Origin of the sequence: Nereida ignava (genome assembly GCF_001049735.1) — a bacterium.
GTDB lineage: Bacteria > Pseudomonadota > Alphaproteobacteria > Rhodobacterales > Rhodobacteraceae > Nereida > Nereida ignava.
This window is the reverse complement of record NZ_CVPC01000002.1, coordinates 246,175-264,557: the sequence shown is the minus strand read 5'-3', so window position 1 is coordinate 264,557 and position 18,383 is coordinate 246,175. Positions and strand designations below refer to the sequence as shown.

At 53.4% G+C, this 18,383-nt stretch carries 17 protein-coding genes; 9 read left to right on the top strand and 8 right to left on the bottom strand.

Annotation, left to right across the window (positions count from 1 at the left end):
• Nucleotides 1-158: 158 nt before the first annotated feature.
• Together NIG5292_RS01470 and guaA are read right to left on the bottom strand one after the other, a co-directional pair.
• Nucleotides 159-437, bottom strand: coding sequence for a DUF6552 family protein (locus tag NIG5292_RS01470; protein ID WP_233488136.1), 279 nt, complete (start codon nt 435-437; stop codon nt 159-161).
• Nucleotides 434-1,999, bottom strand: a complete 1,566-nt coding sequence (guaA, locus tag NIG5292_RS01465) for a glutamine-hydrolyzing GMP synthase (protein WP_048597572.1) — start codon at nt 1,997-1,999, stop codon at nt 434-436. Before guaA ends, NIG5292_RS01470 begins: the two co-directional genes overlap by 4 nt.
• 136 nt (nt 2,000-2,135) lie before the next feature.
• On the opposite strand from guaA, the gene NIG5292_RS01460 reads away from it, so the two are divergent.
• Nucleotides 2,136-3,683 carry a trimethylamine methyltransferase family protein gene (locus NIG5292_RS01460; protein ID WP_048597571.1) on the top strand — a complete coding sequence of 516 codons (1,548 nt, stop codon included), beginning with the start codon at nt 2,136-2,138 and terminating at the stop codon, nt 3,681-3,683.
• Here the strand turns inward: NIG5292_RS01460 and NIG5292_RS01455 are convergent.
• Nucleotides 3,638-4,006: a DUF6477 family protein gene (locus tag NIG5292_RS01455; protein ID WP_048597570.1), complete on the bottom strand. Its 369-nt coding sequence runs from the start codon at nt 4,004-4,006 to the stop codon at nt 3,638-3,640. The genes NIG5292_RS01460 and NIG5292_RS01455 overlap by 46 nt on opposite strands.
• Nucleotides 4,007-4,239: 233 nt before the next feature.
• On the opposite strand from NIG5292_RS01455, the gene NIG5292_RS01450 reads away from it, so the two are divergent.
• Nucleotides 4,240-5,319 (top strand): DUF6456 domain-containing protein, encoded by a 1,080-nt coding sequence (locus tag NIG5292_RS01450; RefSeq protein WP_048597569.1) that lies wholly within the window; start codon nt 4,240-4,242, stop codon nt 5,317-5,319.
• 103 nt (nt 5,320-5,422) lie between these two features.
• Nucleotides 5,423-6,385, top strand: coding sequence for a lipoyl synthase (gene lipA, locus NIG5292_RS01445; protein WP_048597568.1), 963 nt, complete (start codon nt 5,423-5,425; stop codon nt 6,383-6,385).
• A gap of 15 nt (nt 6,386-6,400) precedes the next feature.
• Here the strand turns inward: lipA and hpt are convergent, their stop codons facing one another.
• Nucleotides 6,401-6,937: a hypoxanthine phosphoribosyltransferase gene (hpt, locus tag NIG5292_RS01440; protein WP_048597567.1), complete on the bottom strand. Its 537-nt coding sequence runs from the start codon at nt 6,935-6,937 to the stop codon at nt 6,401-6,403.
• Nucleotides 6,938-7,010: 73 nt separating this feature from the next.
• Here hpt and NIG5292_RS01435 point away from each other — a divergent pair, with 73 nt between their 5' ends.
• Nucleotides 7,011-7,457 (top strand): type II toxin-antitoxin system RatA family toxin, encoded by a 447-nt coding sequence (locus NIG5292_RS01435; RefSeq protein WP_048597566.1) that lies wholly within the window; start codon nt 7,011-7,013, stop codon nt 7,455-7,457.
• 59 nt (nt 7,458-7,516) lie between these two features.
• On the opposite strand, the gene NIG5292_RS01430 is transcribed toward NIG5292_RS01435, so the two are convergent.
• The 4 genes from NIG5292_RS01430 to NIG5292_RS01415 form a co-directional block, all read right to left on the bottom strand.
• Entirely contained in the window at nt 7,517-8,698 is a 1,182-nt protein-coding gene (locus NIG5292_RS01430) for an ammonium transporter (RefSeq protein ID WP_048597565.1), read from the bottom strand.
• A gap of 163 nt (nt 8,699-8,861) precedes the next feature.
• Nucleotides 8,862-9,347 carry a CinA family protein gene (locus NIG5292_RS01425; RefSeq protein WP_048597564.1) on the bottom strand — a complete coding sequence of 162 codons (486 nt, stop codon included), beginning with the start codon at nt 9,345-9,347 and terminating at the stop codon, nt 8,862-8,864.
• Complete coding sequence (locus NIG5292_RS01420; protein WP_048597563.1) at nt 9,337-9,828, bottom strand: phosphatidylglycerophosphatase A family protein; 492 nt, start codon at nt 9,826-9,828, stop codon at nt 9,337-9,339. The genes NIG5292_RS01425 and NIG5292_RS01420 overlap by 11 nt, the downstream gene beginning before the upstream one ends.
• Complete coding sequence (locus tag NIG5292_RS01415; RefSeq protein ID WP_048597562.1) at nt 9,825-10,994, bottom strand: bifunctional 2-C-methyl-D-erythritol 4-phosphate cytidylyltransferase/2-C-methyl-D-erythritol 2,4-cyclodiphosphate synthase; 1,170 nt, start codon at nt 10,992-10,994, stop codon at nt 9,825-9,827. The genes NIG5292_RS01420 and NIG5292_RS01415 overlap by 4 nt, the downstream gene beginning before the upstream one ends.
• Nucleotides 10,995-11,149: 155 nt before the next feature.
• On the opposite strand from NIG5292_RS01415, the gene dusB reads away from it, so the two are divergent.
• From dusB to ntrX, 5 genes are all read left to right on the top strand, one after another.
• Entirely contained in the window at nt 11,150-12,151 is a 1,002-nt protein-coding gene (dusB, locus tag NIG5292_RS01410) for a tRNA dihydrouridine synthase DusB (RefSeq protein ID WP_048597561.1), read from the top strand.
• Between the two features lie 2 nt (nt 12,152-12,153).
• Complete coding sequence (locus tag NIG5292_RS01405; protein WP_048597560.1) at nt 12,154-13,227, top strand: two-component system sensor histidine kinase NtrB; 1,074 nt, start codon at nt 12,154-12,156, stop codon at nt 13,225-13,227.
• 36 nt (nt 13,228-13,263) lie between these two features.
• The gene (locus NIG5292_RS01400; RefSeq protein ID WP_048597559.1) at nt 13,264-14,628 is read left to right on the top strand and encodes a sigma-54-dependent Fis family transcriptional regulator; all 1,365 of its coding nucleotides are present in this window, start codon (nt 13,264-13,266) and stop codon (nt 14,626-14,628) included.
• A 72-nt stretch (nt 14,629-14,700) separates the two neighbouring features.
• Nucleotides 14,701-16,923, top strand: coding sequence for a sensor histidine kinase NtrY-like (locus NIG5292_RS01395; protein ID WP_048597558.1), 2,223 nt, complete (start codon nt 14,701-14,703; stop codon nt 16,921-16,923).
• Nucleotides 16,924-16,954: 31 nt separating this feature from the next.
• The gene (gene ntrX / locus NIG5292_RS01390; protein ID WP_048597557.1) at nt 16,955-18,370 is read left to right on the top strand and encodes a nitrogen assimilation response regulator NtrX; all 1,416 of its coding nucleotides are present in this window, start codon (nt 16,955-16,957) and stop codon (nt 18,368-18,370) included.
• Nucleotides 18,371-18,383 lie beyond the last annotated feature (13 nt).

Below are 18,383 nucleotides of genomic sequence, written 5' to 3'. Positions count from 1 at the left end.
CCAGAATTTGAAGCCACCAATAATGAGTATGCAATGGCAGTTCCTACACCAAACCATTCGAGTGCTTTTTCTTTTGTCATTTGGTTGTCCTATGAAAGTCTTAAACATGCATAACGCCGACGCCCTGCAAAAGGTAGCTTTGTTCACAGAGCTCAAAGTTAAGCGTTCAAATACCCTGCGGCGAGCGAAATGAATGCGCCGACATGAACAACCATTATGGCGCGGTCTTTCCACATCACTCCGACTGCGAACCACAAGAAAATGCCGGCGAAGAAAAAGAAGATGTTATAAGGCACCATATTGAGGCCCGTTAAGCCGTAGCCGATCAACTGGATGATGGTTGCAATCCACTTGACCGTGTCCACGTAGCGGCCTTGGGTTTTCTCCGCAGGTGGCAGTTCGATCAGCGGCTTAACTGACGGCGCGTCTGGGGTCATTCCCACTCAATTGTCCCCGGAGGCTTGGATGTAATATCGTAGGTCACACGGTTGATGCCTTTGATTTCGTTGATAATGCGCGTGGCTGTTTCACCAAGAAATTCATGGCTAAACGGGTAGTAATCGGCGGTCATGCCGTCGACGGACGTGACTGCCCGCAAGGCGCACGCGAAGTCATATGTCCGCCCGTCGCCCATGACGCCCACGGTTCGAACGGGCAGGATCGCGACAAACGCTTGCCATATCTCATCATAAAGGCCGTGCTTGCGGATCTGGTCGATGTAGACCGCATCGGCTTCACGCAAGATTTTAAGCTTTTCGCGGGTGATTTCGCCGGGACAACGGATGGCAAGGCCTGGCCCCGGGAAGGGGTGGCGGCCGATAAAGCTTTTGGGCAAACCAAGTTCGGCGCCAAGTGCGCGGACTTCGTCTTTGAACAACTCGCGAAGTGGTTCGACCAGCTTGAGGCCCATCTTTTCGGGCAGGCCGCCAACATTGTGGTGCGATTTGATCGTCACACTTGGGCCGCCACTAAATGACACGCTTTCAATCACATCCGGATAGAGCGTTCCTTGGGCCAGAAATTCTGCGCCCTCAATGCTGTCTGCGTGTTTCTGAAACACATCGATGAACAGCTTTCCAATAATTTTTCTTTTTGTTTCAGGGTCACTTACACCGTCAAGTTCACCTAAAAACAGCTCCTGCTCATCGGCGTGGATGAGCTTCATGTTGTAGTTGTCGCGGAACATGGTCACGACTTCTTCGGCCTCACCTTTGCGCAAGAGCCCGTGATCAACGAAGACACATGTCAGCTGATCCCCGATAGCCTCATGCAGCAAAACGGCGGCGACTGAGCTGTCCACACCGCCGGACAAACCGCAAATCACGTTTCTATCGCCAACTTGTTCGCGGATCGCCGCAATGGCTTGTTCGCGGTACGCGCCCATTGTCCAGTCGCCGGTGAAGCCCGCCATCTCAACGAAGTTTTTGTAGAGAGCCGCTCCGTTGGGGGTGTGGTGAACCTCGGGGTGAAATTGAACCGCATAGAAATGACGCGACAAATCTGCCGTAATTGCAAAAGGCGCATTGGGAGACGTGCCATAAACATCAAAGCCCGGGGCAATGGCGGACACGTGATCCCCGTGGCTCATCCAGACTTGTTCTTTGCCCTCGGCAAACCAGCCCTCAAGCAACTTGAGACGGGTGTCCGCGGGGGTCACAAATGCGCGGCCAAACTCGGCAGTTCCGTGACCTGTGTCCACTCTGCCGCCCAACATGTGCATCATGACTTGTTGACCGTAGCAAATGCCAAGGATCGGCACGCCCATGTTAAACACAGACGCCGGCGGGCGCGGCGAGCCTTCGCGGGTCACACTGTCTGGTCCCCCTGACAAAATGACCGCTTTAGGCGCGAAATCCGCCAAAAAACTATCGGTCACGTTCTGATAGGGGTGAATTTCGCAATACACACTGAGCTCGCGCAGGCGGCGGGCGATCAGTTGTGTTACTTGGCTGCCAAAGTCAATGATGAGAAGGCGTTCGTGGGGCGTGTTCTGTGTCATGGACGTTGATTATGCGCGAGTTGTGTCTGTGGCAAGAGAACATGTCGTTTTTACGCCAGAAGGGGCGGATATGGTGGCGGCGAACATCTGTCCGCGCACTAGGTTACCGCTCAAACGAACACAAAAGGGGCTCAGAATGTCTGATACAGCAACAACTACACGCCGTGCACGTGGTGGCGGAGGCGCTGCGCGACGTGCGGCGCGGACGGCTGTCTCATTTGATACGGCCAAGTATATTGAGCGCAACATCCCCAATTTTGAACTTTTGAGTGACGAAGCGCTTAGCATCATCGAAGAAAACGCGGAAACCTTGCTTGAAGAAGTAGGGGTGGCTTTTGTTGATTCTCCCGAAAGCCTTGAGCGTTGGAAGGCCGCTGGTGCATCTGTTGACGGCGAGCGCGTGCGGATACCGCGTGGATTGGCCCGTAAGCTGTGCAGCACTGCGCCCTCGAAGTTCACCCAACACGCCCGCAACCCCGAGCGTAACGTTGAGATTGGCGGCAATACCTTAGTGACAGCACCTGTCTATGGTCCTCCGTTCGTACGCGACAAAGATGGCGGCCGCCGCTACGCAACGATGGATGACTTCGTTAAATTCGTGAAACTTGGCTATATGTCGAAATGGCTTCATCACTCTGGCGGTACGGTTTGTGAGCCAACGGACGTGCCTGTGAACAAGCGCCACCTCGATATGCTGCTTACGCATATGCTGTATTCGGATAAGCCGTTCATGGGCTCCGTGACCGAACCAAGCCGTGCACAAGACAGTGTTGAGATGTGTGAAATTCTGTTTGGCAAAGAGTTTGTCCAAGAGAACACAGTGATGACGTCGCTCATCAACATTAACAGCCCCATGACATTCGATCCGATCATGATGGGGGCGCTTGAGGTCTACGCCAAGAATAACCAAGCCTGCATCATTTCACCGTTCATCGTGGGCGGCGCGATGGCACCAGTGTCTGTCATGGGCACATTGACGCAGGTTTTGGCCGAAGTGATGGCCGGTATTGCCTACAGCCAGATCATCCGCCCAGGTGCGCCAGTTATTTTCGGCACATTTGTGACATCGATCGACATGAACTCGGGTGCGCCGACATTTGGCACCCCTGAAGCGAGCCAGATTTTGTACGGCGCAGGCCAACTTGCCCGCCGCATGGGGCTGCCATTCCGGTCAGGTGGTGGGCTTTGTGCATCAAAACTTCCCGATGCGCAGGCGGCTTATGAGACAGCAAACACGCTGAACGCAGCGCTGATGGGCGGTGTTAACTTTATGCTCCACTCATGCGGTTGGCTCGAAGGTGGCCTTGTTGCGTCATTCGAGAAATTCGTGATGGATGCAGATCAGCTCGGGACGTTGCACAAAATGGCCGCAGGTGTGGCCCATGATGAAAACGCCCAAGCAATGGGTGCGATCCGTGAAGTAGGCCCTGGCGGTCACTATCTTGGGTGCGACCACACGCAAGAGAATTTCAAATCGGCGTTCTGGAAGTCTGATGTGTTTGACTATCGTCCGTTCGAAACATGGGATGAGGACGGCGCAAAAGACACCCAATATCTTGCATCGCAGCGGGTTACCAAGATGTTGAGTGACTACCAACAGCCGCAGATCAACCCCGAAATCAAGACTGCCTTGGAGGCCTATGTGGCCGAGAAAAAGGCATCCATGCCTGATGCGTTTATGTAGGCTTTTGTGTTAACCACTTTGAGGCGGTCTTCGCAGGCTGTTTCTTTATTTTGAACAATGGCCGCCTCAATCAAGAGCGCGGCCATTATCATGACATGGCGCGATGGTTGGTAATTTGCGTTGTGCGCTTTGCGCTGTTCGTTGAGTTGTTCTTCTGCTGCCATGAGGCGGGCCAATGCTTTTTCGCCAGTCACAGCAGGCTCGTTTTTCAAAAGCTCAGAGAGTAGTTTTTCACGATTACAAAGGTTTTTGGCGTTTCTTGCTGCTGCCAAAAGCAATTTGGGACGTTTGATGCGGCTGAGTGTACGTAGGGCTTGGGTCATAATGGTCTCCATAATCGTAACAGTCATTCAATTTACGAAACTATCATCACACAACCTATGCGGGTGTTGCGTGGAGAATTTATGAGCGCGCGGACCTCTTACCAATTGTTATCAATTTGGAAACAATAATCGAATTGTGGCGATTTTGTTAACGCCTCGGTAATGTTTGCACGTTTAAGTTGCATTGCCCTGTGGGTAAATCAGTGGATAGTTTTTGTATAAGGGGAAACCAAATGTCTAGTGTTACCGTTTCCAAGGTTTCAGGCGCGTTGTTGCAGTCGCTGCCCGATTGGGTGCCGCAATCTGCCCGCAACTACATTCTACACACGGAAAAAGGGTGTTCGATCAGAGAACTTGCCCGTGATTTGGGCTGCCACGCGTCTACTGTAAGCCGTCAGGTCAAGCGGCTTGAGCGCCGCCGCGAAGACATCTTGGTGGACGAGGCGCTGCGGACATTGGGAGCAACGGGGCAGGGCGTGGCGCCAATGGGGCCTTCGGGCAACAAATCTGCCGGCATTGCAGTGCGCGTTGCGGAGGCTGACATCTGTACCGACGAAGCGACAGTGAACCGCGAGGCGCGCCGTATTTTGCGTCGTTTGGTTGAGGCCGGTGCCGTTTTGGCTGTGGCTCGTGACATGGAAAAAGCCGTTGTGGTGCGCACTGGAGCGGACGGGCAAACCACCAGAACGGCGACTGTGGATCGGCCTGTTGCAAATGCAATGGCGCTGAAAGACTGGATTTCGTGCATCACACCTTCACGTATTTCGCGTTACTCCATTACGTGTGCAGGCCGTGCGGCGTTGAAGACGCTGATTGAGGTCGGTGATGATGCAAAGCTAAGTGCGCGGACCGTAACGCAGGTTCATACGTCTGAGACAACTGACCCTCGTGCGGTGCGCTATTCTCTTCGCGAAAGCCCGCTTGTGGTTTTGTCGCGGCGCAAAAGCAAAGACGGTGAGGCGTTTTTATCTGATGAACATGTGTCCGCAGGCGAGCGTTTGCGTGAAGATTTTGAGCTGGCACAGATCGATGTGGGCGCAAATTTTGACTGGCAAGCAGCATTAAAGGCACCAGAAGAACCTACGGCCACAAGTGATGCCCAGAAGCGTGTGTTCGCCGCACTCCATGATCTTGGGCCCGGTCTTGAGGATGTTGTGCTGCGCACCTGTTGCTACCTTGAGGGCCTAGAAGCGGCCGAGCGTCGCATGGGATGGGCCGCGCGTTCTGGCAAAGTGGTGCTGCGCATCGCCTTAGAGCGGCTCAAGCGCCATTATGCAGATGTTTACGGCGCACACGGGCGTTTTGTGGGCTAGGCTGCCATTCGGTAAACACATAGCAGACAACACCGCACACCCCCCTAGGCATCGGCAAATTGAAGGGCTATATCTCAAATATCTTGATAATTGAGGTAGCTTCATGGCCACGCCCCGCGATCTGAAAATTCCTGCACAGCGCCACCCTGAAAAGCAGCGCCGTGCAGACGCTCCGCAGCCGAAAAAACCAGATTGGATTCGGGTTAAGGCGCCTGTCGGTGAGGGCTACAAGAAAACCCATGAAATTATGCGTGAGCACAAGCTGGTAACCGTTTGTGAAGAAGCTGGTTGTCCTAACGCCGGTGAATGCTGGAACCAAGGTCACGCCACGATGATGATCATGGGGCAGGTATGTACGCGCGCTTGTACGTTCTGCAACATCGCAACGGGTAAGCCGCCAGAAGCGCTTGATGTGTTTGAACCGGGCCGTGTTGCGGATGCGGTGAAAAAGCTTGGCCTAAACCACGTCGTCATCACCTCCGTTGACCGTGATGATATCGAAGATGGCGGGGCAGAACACTTTGCACAGACAATCCGTGCGATCCGGCGTCAATCACCCAAAACGACGATCGAAATCCTAACGCCAGATTTTATTCGCTGTGATGACAGTGCTTTAGAAGTTGTTGTTAACGCAAAACCTGACGTGTTTAATCATAACCTAGAGACTGTTCCCGGGCTTTATCCCGAGGTTCGCCCTGGTGCGCGCTATTTCCATTCCCTGCGCCTTTTGCAGCGTGTAAAAGAGCTTGATCCTACGATCTTTACCAAGTCGGGCATCATGGTTGGTTTGGGTGAAGACAAGCAAGCGGTAGTCCAAGTGATGGAAGATATGCGCGCCGCTGACATCGATTTCTTGACGATCGGTCAGTACCTCCAGCCAACACCGAAACACCACGCTGTTGATCGTTTCGTCACACCGGATGAATTCGCATCGTATGAAAAAGCTGCGTATAACAAGGGCTTTTTGATGGTTTCATCAACGCCGCTGACACGATCAAGCTATCATGCGGGTGACGATTTCGCGCGTCTGAAAGCAGCACGTGACAAGCGTTTGGCCGGAGCCTGATCCGGCCATTGTCTATCAATCAGTAAATCGTACTTTACCAATATGGTTAAGGTTGCGATTGCGCTGTGCGTAATCAATGCCGTACCCAACAACAAACTCGTCTGGGATGGCAAAACCAACCCAGTCCGCTGAAATATCAACCTCGCGGCGGCTTTCTTTGTCCAACAGAACGATGCATTTCATCTTCGCTGGCTTGCGCGCCTGCAGTAGGCCAATGACGTGCTTCATCGTGTAGCCCGTGTCAATCAAATCTTCGACGACCAGCACATGACGCGCTTCAATTGCGCCGCGTAAGTCTTTGAGAATACGTACCTCGCGGCTGCTCTCCATACCGTCGCCGTAGCTACTTGCCTCTAAGAAATCGACTTCTACATCAAGGTTCAGTTCACGCACAAGATCAGCAATGAACACAAAACTGCCGCGCAACAGCCCGACAACCACTAGCTTATCAGCAGCAGCGAATTCTGCCTCAATCTCACGGGCAAGTTCCTCAATGCGGGCAGCAATTGCCTTGGCGGTGATCATTGGATCTATGACATACGGACGCGACATATTGGGTAATCCCCTTGATTTTCGCGCGCGAGCATACGACATCTGGCAGGACTGTCATCAACGAAATTGAATCATGCCGACACATACCGACACAAAAACACTGCCATACACTGCGCAGCAAATGTACGATCTGGTCGCGGACGTGGCGTCCTATCCTCAGTTTTTGCCGTGGTGTGCTGCCGCGCGCATCAGAAGTAGGACGGACCAAGGGGTATCTGAAGTCATGCTTGCGGATCTGGTCATCAGTTTCAAAGTGTTCCGAGAACGTTTTGGCAGCAAAGTGGTTCTGTATCCGGACGATCAGAAAATTGAAACGACGTACATTGATGGCCCATTTAAGTATATGGAATCAACGTGGAGTTTCAAAGACGTAGAAGGTGGTGTTGAAGTAACCTTCTTTGTGGATTTTGAATTTAAGAACGCCATCCTTCAAGGTATTATTGGCGTTGTGTTTAACGAGGCGATGCAGCGGATCGTGCGCGCGTTCGAGCGCCGCGCTGATGCACTTTACGGCGGCTAGAACGCAAACGGCCACCCCGAAAGATGGCCGCTGTTCTGTCTAGTAAGATAGACCCTAAGTTACGACGTTGTATCGTAGGCGCGCTCACCGTGTACTGCTAAATCAAGGCCGGTTTGCTCTGTTTCTTCATCGACACGCAGTGGGGTGATTGCCTTCACGATGTAGACCAAAGCGATTGTGACGACGGTTGTGAAAACGCCCACGATTGCCAGTGATCCAAGTTGTGCAACCCACGTGCCCTGACCAACCAACGCAATTACGATTGTGCCGAAAATGCCGCCCACACCGTGTACCGCGAACACATCGAGCGTGTCGTCAATCTTGAGCGTGTTGCGGACCAAAACAACGGCCTCTTGGCACAAGATGCCAGCAACGCCGCCGATGCACAGTGCTGTCACCGGATCAACAAAGCCAGAGGCGGGCGTGATCGAAGCCAGCCCGGCGATTGTCCCAGTCACGATTCCGACGAGAGAGGCCTTGCCGAACTTGATCTTTTCCCACAGCGCCCATGACAATGAGGCGGCTGCCGCTGATATATGCGTGACGGTCAGGGCCATCGCGGCGCCACCATCTGCGGCTAGCTGAGATCCACCGTTGAAGCCGAACCAGCCAACCCAAAGCATTGCTGCGCCGATCATGACGTAGCCCGGGTTGTGCGGAGGCTTGCTTTGCTCTTTGCGCGCGCCAAGCATCACCGCAATGATAAGCGCCGCGAGGCCAGCTGTCTCATGGACCACGATGCCACCAGCGAAGTCGCGGGCACCTGTCTCACCGAAGATGCCGTCGTCCGCCAACATGCCGCCACCCCAAATCCAGTGAACCACAGGTGCGTAACAAAGTAGCATCCACAGGCCAGAGAAGAGCAGAACAAAGCCAAAGCCGACACGCTCAACATATGCGCCGACAATCAACGCTGGGGTGATAACTGCAAAGGTCATTTGGAAGGCAAAGAACAGAACCTCGGGGATTGTGCCGGCCAACGTGTCTGCGTCGATGCCGGCAAGGAACATCTTGTCCAAACCACCCCAATAGCCGCTCGTGCCGCTGCCAAAAGCGATGGAATATCCGAAGGCTAGCCACAATATACTCATTAAACATGCGATTGCGTAGCAGTGCATAAACACGCTCAAAACGTTGCGAGAACGGACCAGGCCGCCGTAAAATAGTGCCAAACCTGGCAATGTCATAAACAGAACCAGCGCCGTCGCGACGATGATCCAAGCTGTATCTGCCCCTACCATGATGCCCTCCTAAGGTGATGCTGAGGTGCAGTAAGCATGGGGGTTGCGCCCGATAAAGAGGCAGTGTGTGTATTGCTGTGCTTAAATTATCAGCAGGCTGAGTGTGCGTGATTACTGTGCGGTAACGCAGCCTGTTTGCTTAATTAATGGGCGAAACGCAAAACTACTGGCTTTCAAAAAACCGTATCAACATCCCAAGAGCATGGTCCCGTGCAGCGCACCGGACATGTGTCCGCCCCAATGCGCCAAACTCAATCGTTTCTGTGAGACACGTGTCCGTCGGTTCGTCAAAAAGGGCAAAGCAAACGCGCCCCTCGGGTTTGAAGTCAGAGCCACCTGGCCCCGCAATCCCAGTGATTGAGACACTTGTCCGCGCATCAGATCGCGCCACTGCACCCCGCGCCATTTGCTCGGCTACTTCCGTGCTGACGGCACCGTGCTGGGCGAGTGTCTCCGAGGCGACGCCAAGCATCATTTCTTTTGCGCTGTTGGCGTAAGTTGTGAACCCGCAAACGACCACATCCGAGCTGCCAGCAATTTCCGTAAGCGCTGCACTTACCATGCCACCGGTGCAGCTTTCGGCGGTTGCGATCGTACGGTTGACGCGCCTTGCCGCCTCAAGGGTTTTGTTGGCCAATTCAGAGTGCATGGGCGAGCCCCGCCAAAACAATTACCCCAATCGCTGCAAAAATACCGGCGATAACATCATCAAGCATCACGCCCCAGTGGTCATGTCGGCGGTCTGCCATGCCGACCAACCAAGGTTTCCAAATGTCAAAAAGGCGAAAGAGCGTAAAAGCAGCGATCCATCCGGGCCAAAGTGCCAGCAGATCAGCGCCGGCAGCCTGTGCGCCGATTATAACGGGCAAAAGTGCTATCCATTGGCCAATGACCTCGTCGATCACAATAATAGACGGGTCGTGATCTTCACTTCCTGCAGTCATGATTTTCGTGGCCCAAACGCCTTTCGCAAAACCTACAACCAAAGCGATACCAAAAAGAACTGGTCCACCAAGCGTGGCGAGCGCCCACCCAAGCGGAAGGGCGGCAAGCGATCCCCATGTGCCTGGGGCAGGGCGCATGTGGCCGACATAGCCCACGGTACCAATCAAATGAGCGAGCTGTTTCATGGTTTGATCAAAGTGGCAGTTGCCAGCGCGGCGATGCCTTCACCACGCCCTGTAAATCCGAGTTTTTCGGACGTGGTCGCCTTTACGCTGACCCGCGTAATGTCGAGCCCCATGATCTCGGCCATTTTCTCACGCATTTGCATCGCAACTGGCCCGATCTTTGGAAATTCACAGACCAACGTGCAGTCAACGTTTGAGATGGTATACCCGCGCTCCGTCGCGCGACTAGCGGCGTGACGCAAAAAGATGTCTGAGGCGGCACCTTTCCATTGCGCCTCACTTGGCGGGAAATGCTGTCCGATATCCCCGTCCGCAAGGGCGCCGTAAATAGCATCCGTCACGGCATGCATGCCGACGTCCGCATCAGAATGACCTTGCAGGGCGCGATCAAAAGGCACTTTCACGCCGCATAGTATTACATGATTACCGTCACCAAAACGGTGTACGTCATAGCCATTGCCAACGCGAATATCCATGGCAGCATGTCCTTTCAAAATACGTGCGGCGCGGGCAAAATCTTCGGGCGTCGTCACTTTGATATTGTCTTCTGAACCGGGAACAATCTGAACCGGTATATTTGCCGCGCGGGCAATTTCCACATCGTCAGCCGCATCACCTTTATGGGCAAGATGGGCCTCTAAGAGGGGGGCAAGGTGAAACCCTTGAGGTGTTTGCGCGCGCATTAATTTGCTGCGATCTTGTGTGCCGGACAACTGGCCGCGGTCATGTGTCCAAAGTGCGTCGGTGACCTGAAGGCCCGGTGCAGCACCTTTGGCGTCATTAAGGGCCGTAATTACCCCATCAATCACAGTATCTGAGACACACGGGCGCGCCACATCGTGGATTAGAACCTGATCAACGCCTTGTTTTTGTGCTTCTTTTAGTCCGCATAGAACAGATGCATTTCGGGTTTCACCGCCAAGAATACGAGTGATCCCATCAAATGAGATACCCTCGATGTCACGCATAATATCATCTTGATGAAGCACCAGAATGATAGTGGACACGTGTCCGCAGGCGCGAAAGCGGTCAAGTGTCCATGCTGCAATCGGACGACCTGCAACATACTGCCATTGCTTCGGAATATCACCACCGGCACGGGTTCCACGGCCAGCTGCGACAATGATCGCAGCGGTCTTTGGTTTGGTGTCGTGGGCAGATGTCATGGGAACAGGATGTATCAATCTTTACGGGTGATACAACTGAAATGGCGTGCATTGGAATTGCATAAGTGATTAAAATATAGGCAGTGGATATTTTTTGTCTAATTTATGTGCAGTTTAGCATTGTAAGCGCTCTGGGGATCGCTAGGCATAGATGAATGAACACCTCTGCGAACCGATCAACACCACTCAATCTTCCAAACCCGCCGGTTATGCTTGCCCCGCTCGCAGGCATTACAGATTTGCCGTTCCGAAAGCTGGTAAGCAAATTTGGGGCCGGTCGCGTTGTCAGCGAAATGGTTGCGTCACAAGAGCTGCTGAGCAGTCGCCCTGGCACGCGCGAAAAAGCAGAGCTTGGTGCCGAGGTTGAAAATACAGCAGTTCAGCTTGCGGGCCGTGATCCTGAATGGATGGCTGAGGCTGCGCGTCAGGTTGCCGACATGGGCGCAAAAATTATCGACATCAACATGGGGTGCCCCGCAAAAAAGGTCACCAGCGGGTATTCAGGCAGTGCCTTGATGCGCGATTTGGACCATGCGCTTAAATTAATTGATGCAGTGGTTGAGGCCGTGAATTTGCCGGTGACGCTAAAAACGCGCCTTGGTTGGGATGAAAATCTGCTTAACGCGCCCGAACTGGCGGTGCGCGCTGAACAAGCGGGCGTGCAACAGATCGTTATTCACGGTCGCACCCGTTGCCAGTTTTACAAAGGTGCCGCGGATTGGTCGGCGATCGGCCGGGTTAAGAATGCGGTGAACATTCCCGTCATCGCGAACGGCGATATTACGGATGCACAAACAGCGCGCAATGCGCTTGACCAATCAGGGGCCGACGGGGTCATGATCGGCCGCGGTGCGCAGGGCCGTCCGTGGGTTTTGGCTGAAGTTGCTCATGGGATTTACGGCGATCAATCTGCCATTGGTGCGCCGGATGTTCCAAGTGGTGCTGATCTGTGTGATCTGGTCTCAGGCCATTTTGAAGACATGCTGGCGTTCTACGGATGCCCTCTTGGGGGGCGCGTGGCACGTAAACATTTAGGCTGGTACATGGATTTTGCGCAAACGCCAGCAGCACTTCGCCGAGAAGTTCTGACCGCAGATCCAAGTGTCGTATTGAGCCTTCTGCCGCTCGCCCTGCAACAGCATCAGGAGGCCGCGTAACAATGGACCGCGCACTTTGGATATCACTTCCGTCGCCTGTCGTTCTGATCGGGGCTGATGATTGTGTGATCGATATGAACCCGGCGGGCGAAAGTTTTCTGAATGTATCGTGCAAGTCGCTGATCGGGAAGTCGCTCTGGGATACGGTTCTACGCGCGGCACCGATGGAAGGCGCGATGCAAAAGGCGCGTAGCAGCCATTCAACTCTTTATATCAACGACGTCATTGTGGGGGACGCGGGAAAAGGCGGTATGGCGTATAATATTCAGGTGGCGCCACTCCAAGGAACGGAGGGCGGCATGATTATGCTGATGTCGCCGCGTGAATTAACCACGCGCATCGATACATCGCGGACATCCCATTCTGCAGCGCGGTCTGCGATTGGCATGTCCGAAATGCTCGCCCATGAGATTAAGAACCCCCTCGCTGGCATAACTGGTGCGGCGCAACTTTTGTCCATGAACCTGTCAAACGGGGACAGGGAAATGACGGACCTCATTGTTGAGGAAACCCGCCGGATTGTGAAGTTGCTTGATCAAGTTGAGATGTTCGGGAACCTTCAACCGCCTGAACAGAAAGTGGTTAATATACACGACGTTCTGAACCGTGCTCGGCGGTCGGCGCTGGTCGGATTTGGCGCGCATATGACAATCGCTGAGCACTATGACCCATCGCTGCCATCGACCCTTGGTGACGCGGATCAATTGCTGCAGGTCATTCAGAACTTGCTCAAAAATGCCTCGGAGGCGGCGGACCGCCGTGGGGGGCATATCGATATTCGAACTTATTACGAGCACTCCTTGAGAGTGCGGCGCGCCGACGGTGAACATGCCCCGCTGCCGCTTCAAATTGAGATTATTGATGACGGGCCTGGCCTTCCGCCCGAGTTGGAAAATGACATTTTTGAACCCTTTGTATCGGGTAAAGAAAACGGGACGGGACTTGGGCTGGCGTTGGTTGCGAAGATCGTGGCTGATCACCATGGCTGGCTGCGGGTTGAGAGTGAACCCGGCAAAACGATGTTCCGGATTAGCCTTCCGCGTGCGCCCAAACATATGAAAGACCATACTGAATGACTGACAGCCAACTTATTGTTTTGAGGACTTATTAATATGGATGGCACTGTTCTTGTTGCTGATGATGATCGCACAATTCGAACTGTTTTAACCCAGGCACTGACCCGCGCAGGATGTAAAGTGCATGCGACCGCCAGCATGGTGACGTTGCTTCGGTGGGTCGAAGAAGGGAAAGGCGATTTGGTCGTTTCGGACGTGGTTATGCCCGACGGCAACGGCCTTGATGCGCTACCCCATATCACCAAAGCGCGGCCCAATTTGCCGGTGATCATCATCTCGGCGCAAAACACAATCATGACCGCAATTCAGGCCACTGAGAAAGACGCCTACGACTATCTCCCCAAGCCATTTGACTTGCCCGATCTGATGAAGCGCTGTGCGAAGGCGCTTGAGGCGAAGCGGAAAAGCCCTGCAATTTCGCAGCCGCCCGTGAAGGACGAGGACGAATTGCCTTTGGTGGGGCGTACTGTCGCAATGCAGGCGCTTTATAGGTTAATTGCGCGGGTGATGAACACTGATCTGTCGGTGCTAATTTTGGGTGAAAGTGGGACGGGTAAATCGCTTGTAGCACGCGCAATCCATGATTTTTCTGACCGCCGGAGCCTTCCTTTTGTTGTTGTCGGTGAGCGCGATTTAGAAGGTGTTGACGGTCCGGCGAATGTGTTGTCGCGGGTACGCGGTGGTACGCTTGTCTTTGACGAAATTGCTGATCTCAGCCTTGAGGCGCAAGCGCGGGTGGTGCGCATGTTGGATAGTATGCCGGAACCTGCGCCGCGGGTTATGGCCGCTAATCAGTCAGGTTTGGCAGAGCGTACAGAGCAGGGTTTGTTCCGCGAAGATCTATTCTACCGGCTGTCTGGCGTGACGCTTTCTGTGCCGCCGTTACGTGAACGCGTGGAAGATATTGAACTTCTCGCGGCGCATTTTTTGAGCCGTTCTGACCGGAGTGGTGGGCCAGCAAAGTTTTTCTCTGACGAGGCGATGGACCTGCTCCGCAACTATAGCTGGCCCGGAAACGTGCGCCAATTCGAACATGCGATCAAGCGCTTGGTCGTCACTGTCGCAGAAGAGCAAATTACCGAAGCACAAGTCGAAACCATGCTTCGCAACCAACCAGCCGTTAGCACAACGCTGCGCGCAGGTGAGGGTGAAAAACTGTCAGCATCGGTCTTTAAACATCTAAGACGATACTTTGATCTGCACGGTGGAGAGCTGCCGCCCGATGGGCTTTACGGTCGAATTTTGCGCGAAATTGAGATGCCGCTGATCGAGATCGCGCTTGATGCGACCGGCGGGAATCAAGCTAAATGTGCCGATCTTCTTGGCATCAACCGCAATACCTTGCGAAAAAAGATCACTGACCTCGATATTGAGGTGACACGCCGACGCAAATTGATGTAAATACATCACATAAGCGTGGCCAAATGGCCGCATTGCGTCTGCCAAAGGCGCGTAAGGCTAGGGTGAGGCGAGATGAGGCTACGTGCGGACCGCAGGTTTTGGGATCGGCTGAGCCGATTTTACCGGCGCCGTAGTACCCGCAGCGCGTTTACCGTTTTTATCGTAGCACTCGGTCCAATACTCGCGATTGCAACGTTTACTGTTCTTGGCCCATTGCAAGATCAAGCAGTTGGGAACAGTCTTCGGCTCGTGCTGTTGGCAGACCTCGTCTATGCGCTTGTTGTGGCGACGATGGTTGCCAGTCGTGTCGCGCAAATGATTGCAGCACGGCGTGCGAAATCTGCGGGATCGCGGCTGCATTTAAGGTTAACGGGTGTTTTCGCCCTTGTTGCGCTTCTTCCAACTATTCTTGTCGCGATTTTTGCGGGGCTGACAGTGAACGTGGGGCTTGAGGGCTGGTTCTCTGATCGGGTGCGCGGTGTAGTTGGGGCCTCATTAACGGCAGCGCAGGCCTATGAAACCGAACAGCGCGAAGACCTAATTCGGGATGCGCAGATCCTCGCGCGCTTCTTGAATGTGTCGCAGCGGGACGGGGTGTTGAGTGATGCAGAGCTGCGCCTTGTGTTGGGTCAAGTGCAGCCGACAATCCAAAATCCGTTGGCCGAGGCGTTTATTATCGATGGGAACGCTGAAATCCGCGCGCGCGGTGCGGGCAGTTATTTGTTCAACTATGAAGAGCCTGCTGAACGGTATTTCGATGAAGCGCGTGATAACGGCGTTGCAGTGATCGAGGATTGGGGCCGTGACGAGTTTCGTGCGCTTGTCCCTCTTGCAAATTCACTGGACCGGTTTGTTTATATTAGCCGTGAAGTTGACGGCGCTATTTTGCAGTTGCTTGATGACACCCAACAAAGTGCCAAATTGTACCGACAATTAGAACAGGACCGTGGGCGCCTTTTGTTTGAATTTGGTCTTCTTTATCTCGGGTTTGCTGTCATCTTGATCCTTGCCGCTATTTGGTTGGGTCTTTGGTTTGCAGAGCGTCTTGCACGGCCCGTTGGTAGGTTGGCTGGTGCTGCGCGTCGGGTAGGCATGGGGGACCTTGATGTTGTTGTGCGCGAAGAGCGCGGCGATGATGAGATTTCTATGCTGAGCCGGTATTTCAACCAGATGACGCGGCAGCTTAAGCAACAACGCGACACGCTCCTCGACAGTACCCGCCAGATTGAGCGGCGCCGTCGTTTGTTTGATAGTGTGCTATCGTCTGTTACTTCTGGCGTGGTTGGGCTTGATGCTGGTGGTCATGTATCATTTGTAAATAAATCGGCAGAACGACTGCTTAGACTTGATCCTGATCTGGAGGCACGGGTTATTTCAGAGGCTGTGCCAGAGTTTGAACAGCTTTTCGACGATGTAAGATCAAACAATAACAAATTAGTACAGGCGGAAGTTAAGGTAACACGAAGTGGTGTGATGGAAAACCTTCTTGTGCGAATTGCCCCCCGTATCGGAAGCGATGGCACCGAAGGATATGTGATTTCATTCGACGATGTGACCGATCTGGTCAGCGCACAACGGATGGCTGCTTGGGGGGATGTTGCACGCAGGATTGCGCACGAGATCAAGAACCCGCTGACCCCTATTCAGCTAAGTGCCGAGCGGATTAAACGTAAGTTTGGCCGCGAAGTTGAAGACGCGGAAGCGTTGGAGCAAATGACCGGTGTGATTGTAAGGCAGACAGGCGACTTGAGGCGGATCGTCGATGAGTTCTCGAAATTTGCCCGTATGCCCGAACCGCAGCGTCGCGAAGAGGATTTGTCACAGATTCTACGCGATGCAGTGACGCTACAATCTGCAAGTGGCCTGAAGATCACGGCGGATATCCCACAAGTTCCGATTTGGGCCGATATCGATGCGACAATGGTAGGTCAGGCGCTTACGAATTTAATTAAAAATGCCTCAGAGGCTATTGAAAGTTATGAGGAAAGATATGGTGTGCGGCCTCGAAACCCAGAAGTATCGGTCAGCCTAACAACCGTTGACCATGCGGTACAAATTATGATCTCGGATAATGGTATTGGGTTGCCAGTTGATCGCAGCAAGCTGTTTGAGCCCTATGTGACGACCCGAGACAAAGGTACTGGTTTGGGGCTACCTATCGTTAAAAAGATCATCGAAGAACATGGCGGCGCACTGTCATTGGAAGACGCAGAGCCGATGGGTGGCAATACACATACCGGAGCCTCTGCGATTGTGACGCTGCCCATTTCACCTATGAAAAACCAGATAAAATGATGCACAAAAGACAGCACGGAGCGAGGTTGGCATGAGCCATATTTTGATCACAGATGACGAGCGAGATATCCGCGAATTGGTGGGGGATATTCTGAAAGACGAGGGATTTGAGGTGAAGCTTGCAGGCACCTCAACCGAGTGCATTGCCTCTATCAAAGACGAAGTGCCCGCACTGATGATCCTTGATATTTGGCTTAAAGACAGTGACATGGACGGAATTGATATTCTGAAAACTGTCAAGCGAGAGCACCCCGAAGTACCAGTTGTCATCATATCGGGACATGGAAACATTGAGATTGCAGTCGCAGCCATTAAACAAGGCGCTTATGATTTCATTGAAAAACCGTTTAATATTGATCAATTAATGGTCGTGATTACGCGCGCCATGGAAACGTCGCGGCTTCGTCGCGAGAACGTGGCTTTGAAACGGACGGGTGGTCAATCGGCGCCAATGATCGGTCATTCTGCGGCGTTCAAGACCCTTAGAAGTCAGTTGGATAAAGTGACTAATTCTAACGGGCGCGTGATGCTGACTGGTCCTGCCGGCGCGGGTAAAGACGTCGCGGCACGCTATATTCATGCACAGTCGCCGCGGTCAGATGCTCCTTTTGTGACAGTTAATTCTGCGGGAGTTGATCCCGAGCATATGGAAGAAATCTTGTTCGGCCGTGAGACCAGCAAAGGTCCCGAGCCCGGACTTTTAGAGCAAGCAAGTGGCGGCGTCATTTATTTTGACGAAGTCGTTGATATGCCTCTTGGCACGCAATCCAAAATCTTGCGCGTTTTGGTTGATCAACAATTCGTTCGGGTTGGCGGTGCGGAGAAAGTGAAAGTCGATCTTCGTGTAATTTCCAGTTCCAACCGCGATTTGGAGAAAGCAATTGCCGATGGTGCGTTCCGCGAAGAATTATATCACCGTCTGAATGTCGTACCCGTAACGGTGCCTGGCCTTGATGAACGCCGTGAAGACATCCCTGTGTTGGCGGCACATTTCATCGAACATCTGCATCAGAGCCAAGGGTTGCCGCTGCGCGAATTAACTCAAGAGGCAGAAACGCGCCTTCAAACCATGAATTGGCGTGGCAATGTCCGTCAGTTGAAGAACGTGATTGAGCGGGTTTTGATTTTGGGCGACGACACTGGTCCCATCGATGTGGCAGATTTACCAAACGATGATGCGGGCGCGGGGAGTGATGACGCGGTTGTTGTGCTAAGTGCGTTGGCTGCTTTGCCGCTCCGCGAAGCGCGTGAACTCTTTGAGCGCGAGTATTTGCTGGCGCAAATTAACCGTTTTGGGGGCAATATCAGCCGTACAGCTACGTTTGTGGGCATGGAGAGGTCCGCTTTGCACCGCAAGCTGAAGACGCTGGGTGTGGTGACAAGCTCGAAAGGGGGCGCGCGCGTTGCCGAAGTGTTTGATGATACTGCCGACGCGCAGAACAATTGACGTAACGCGCGGC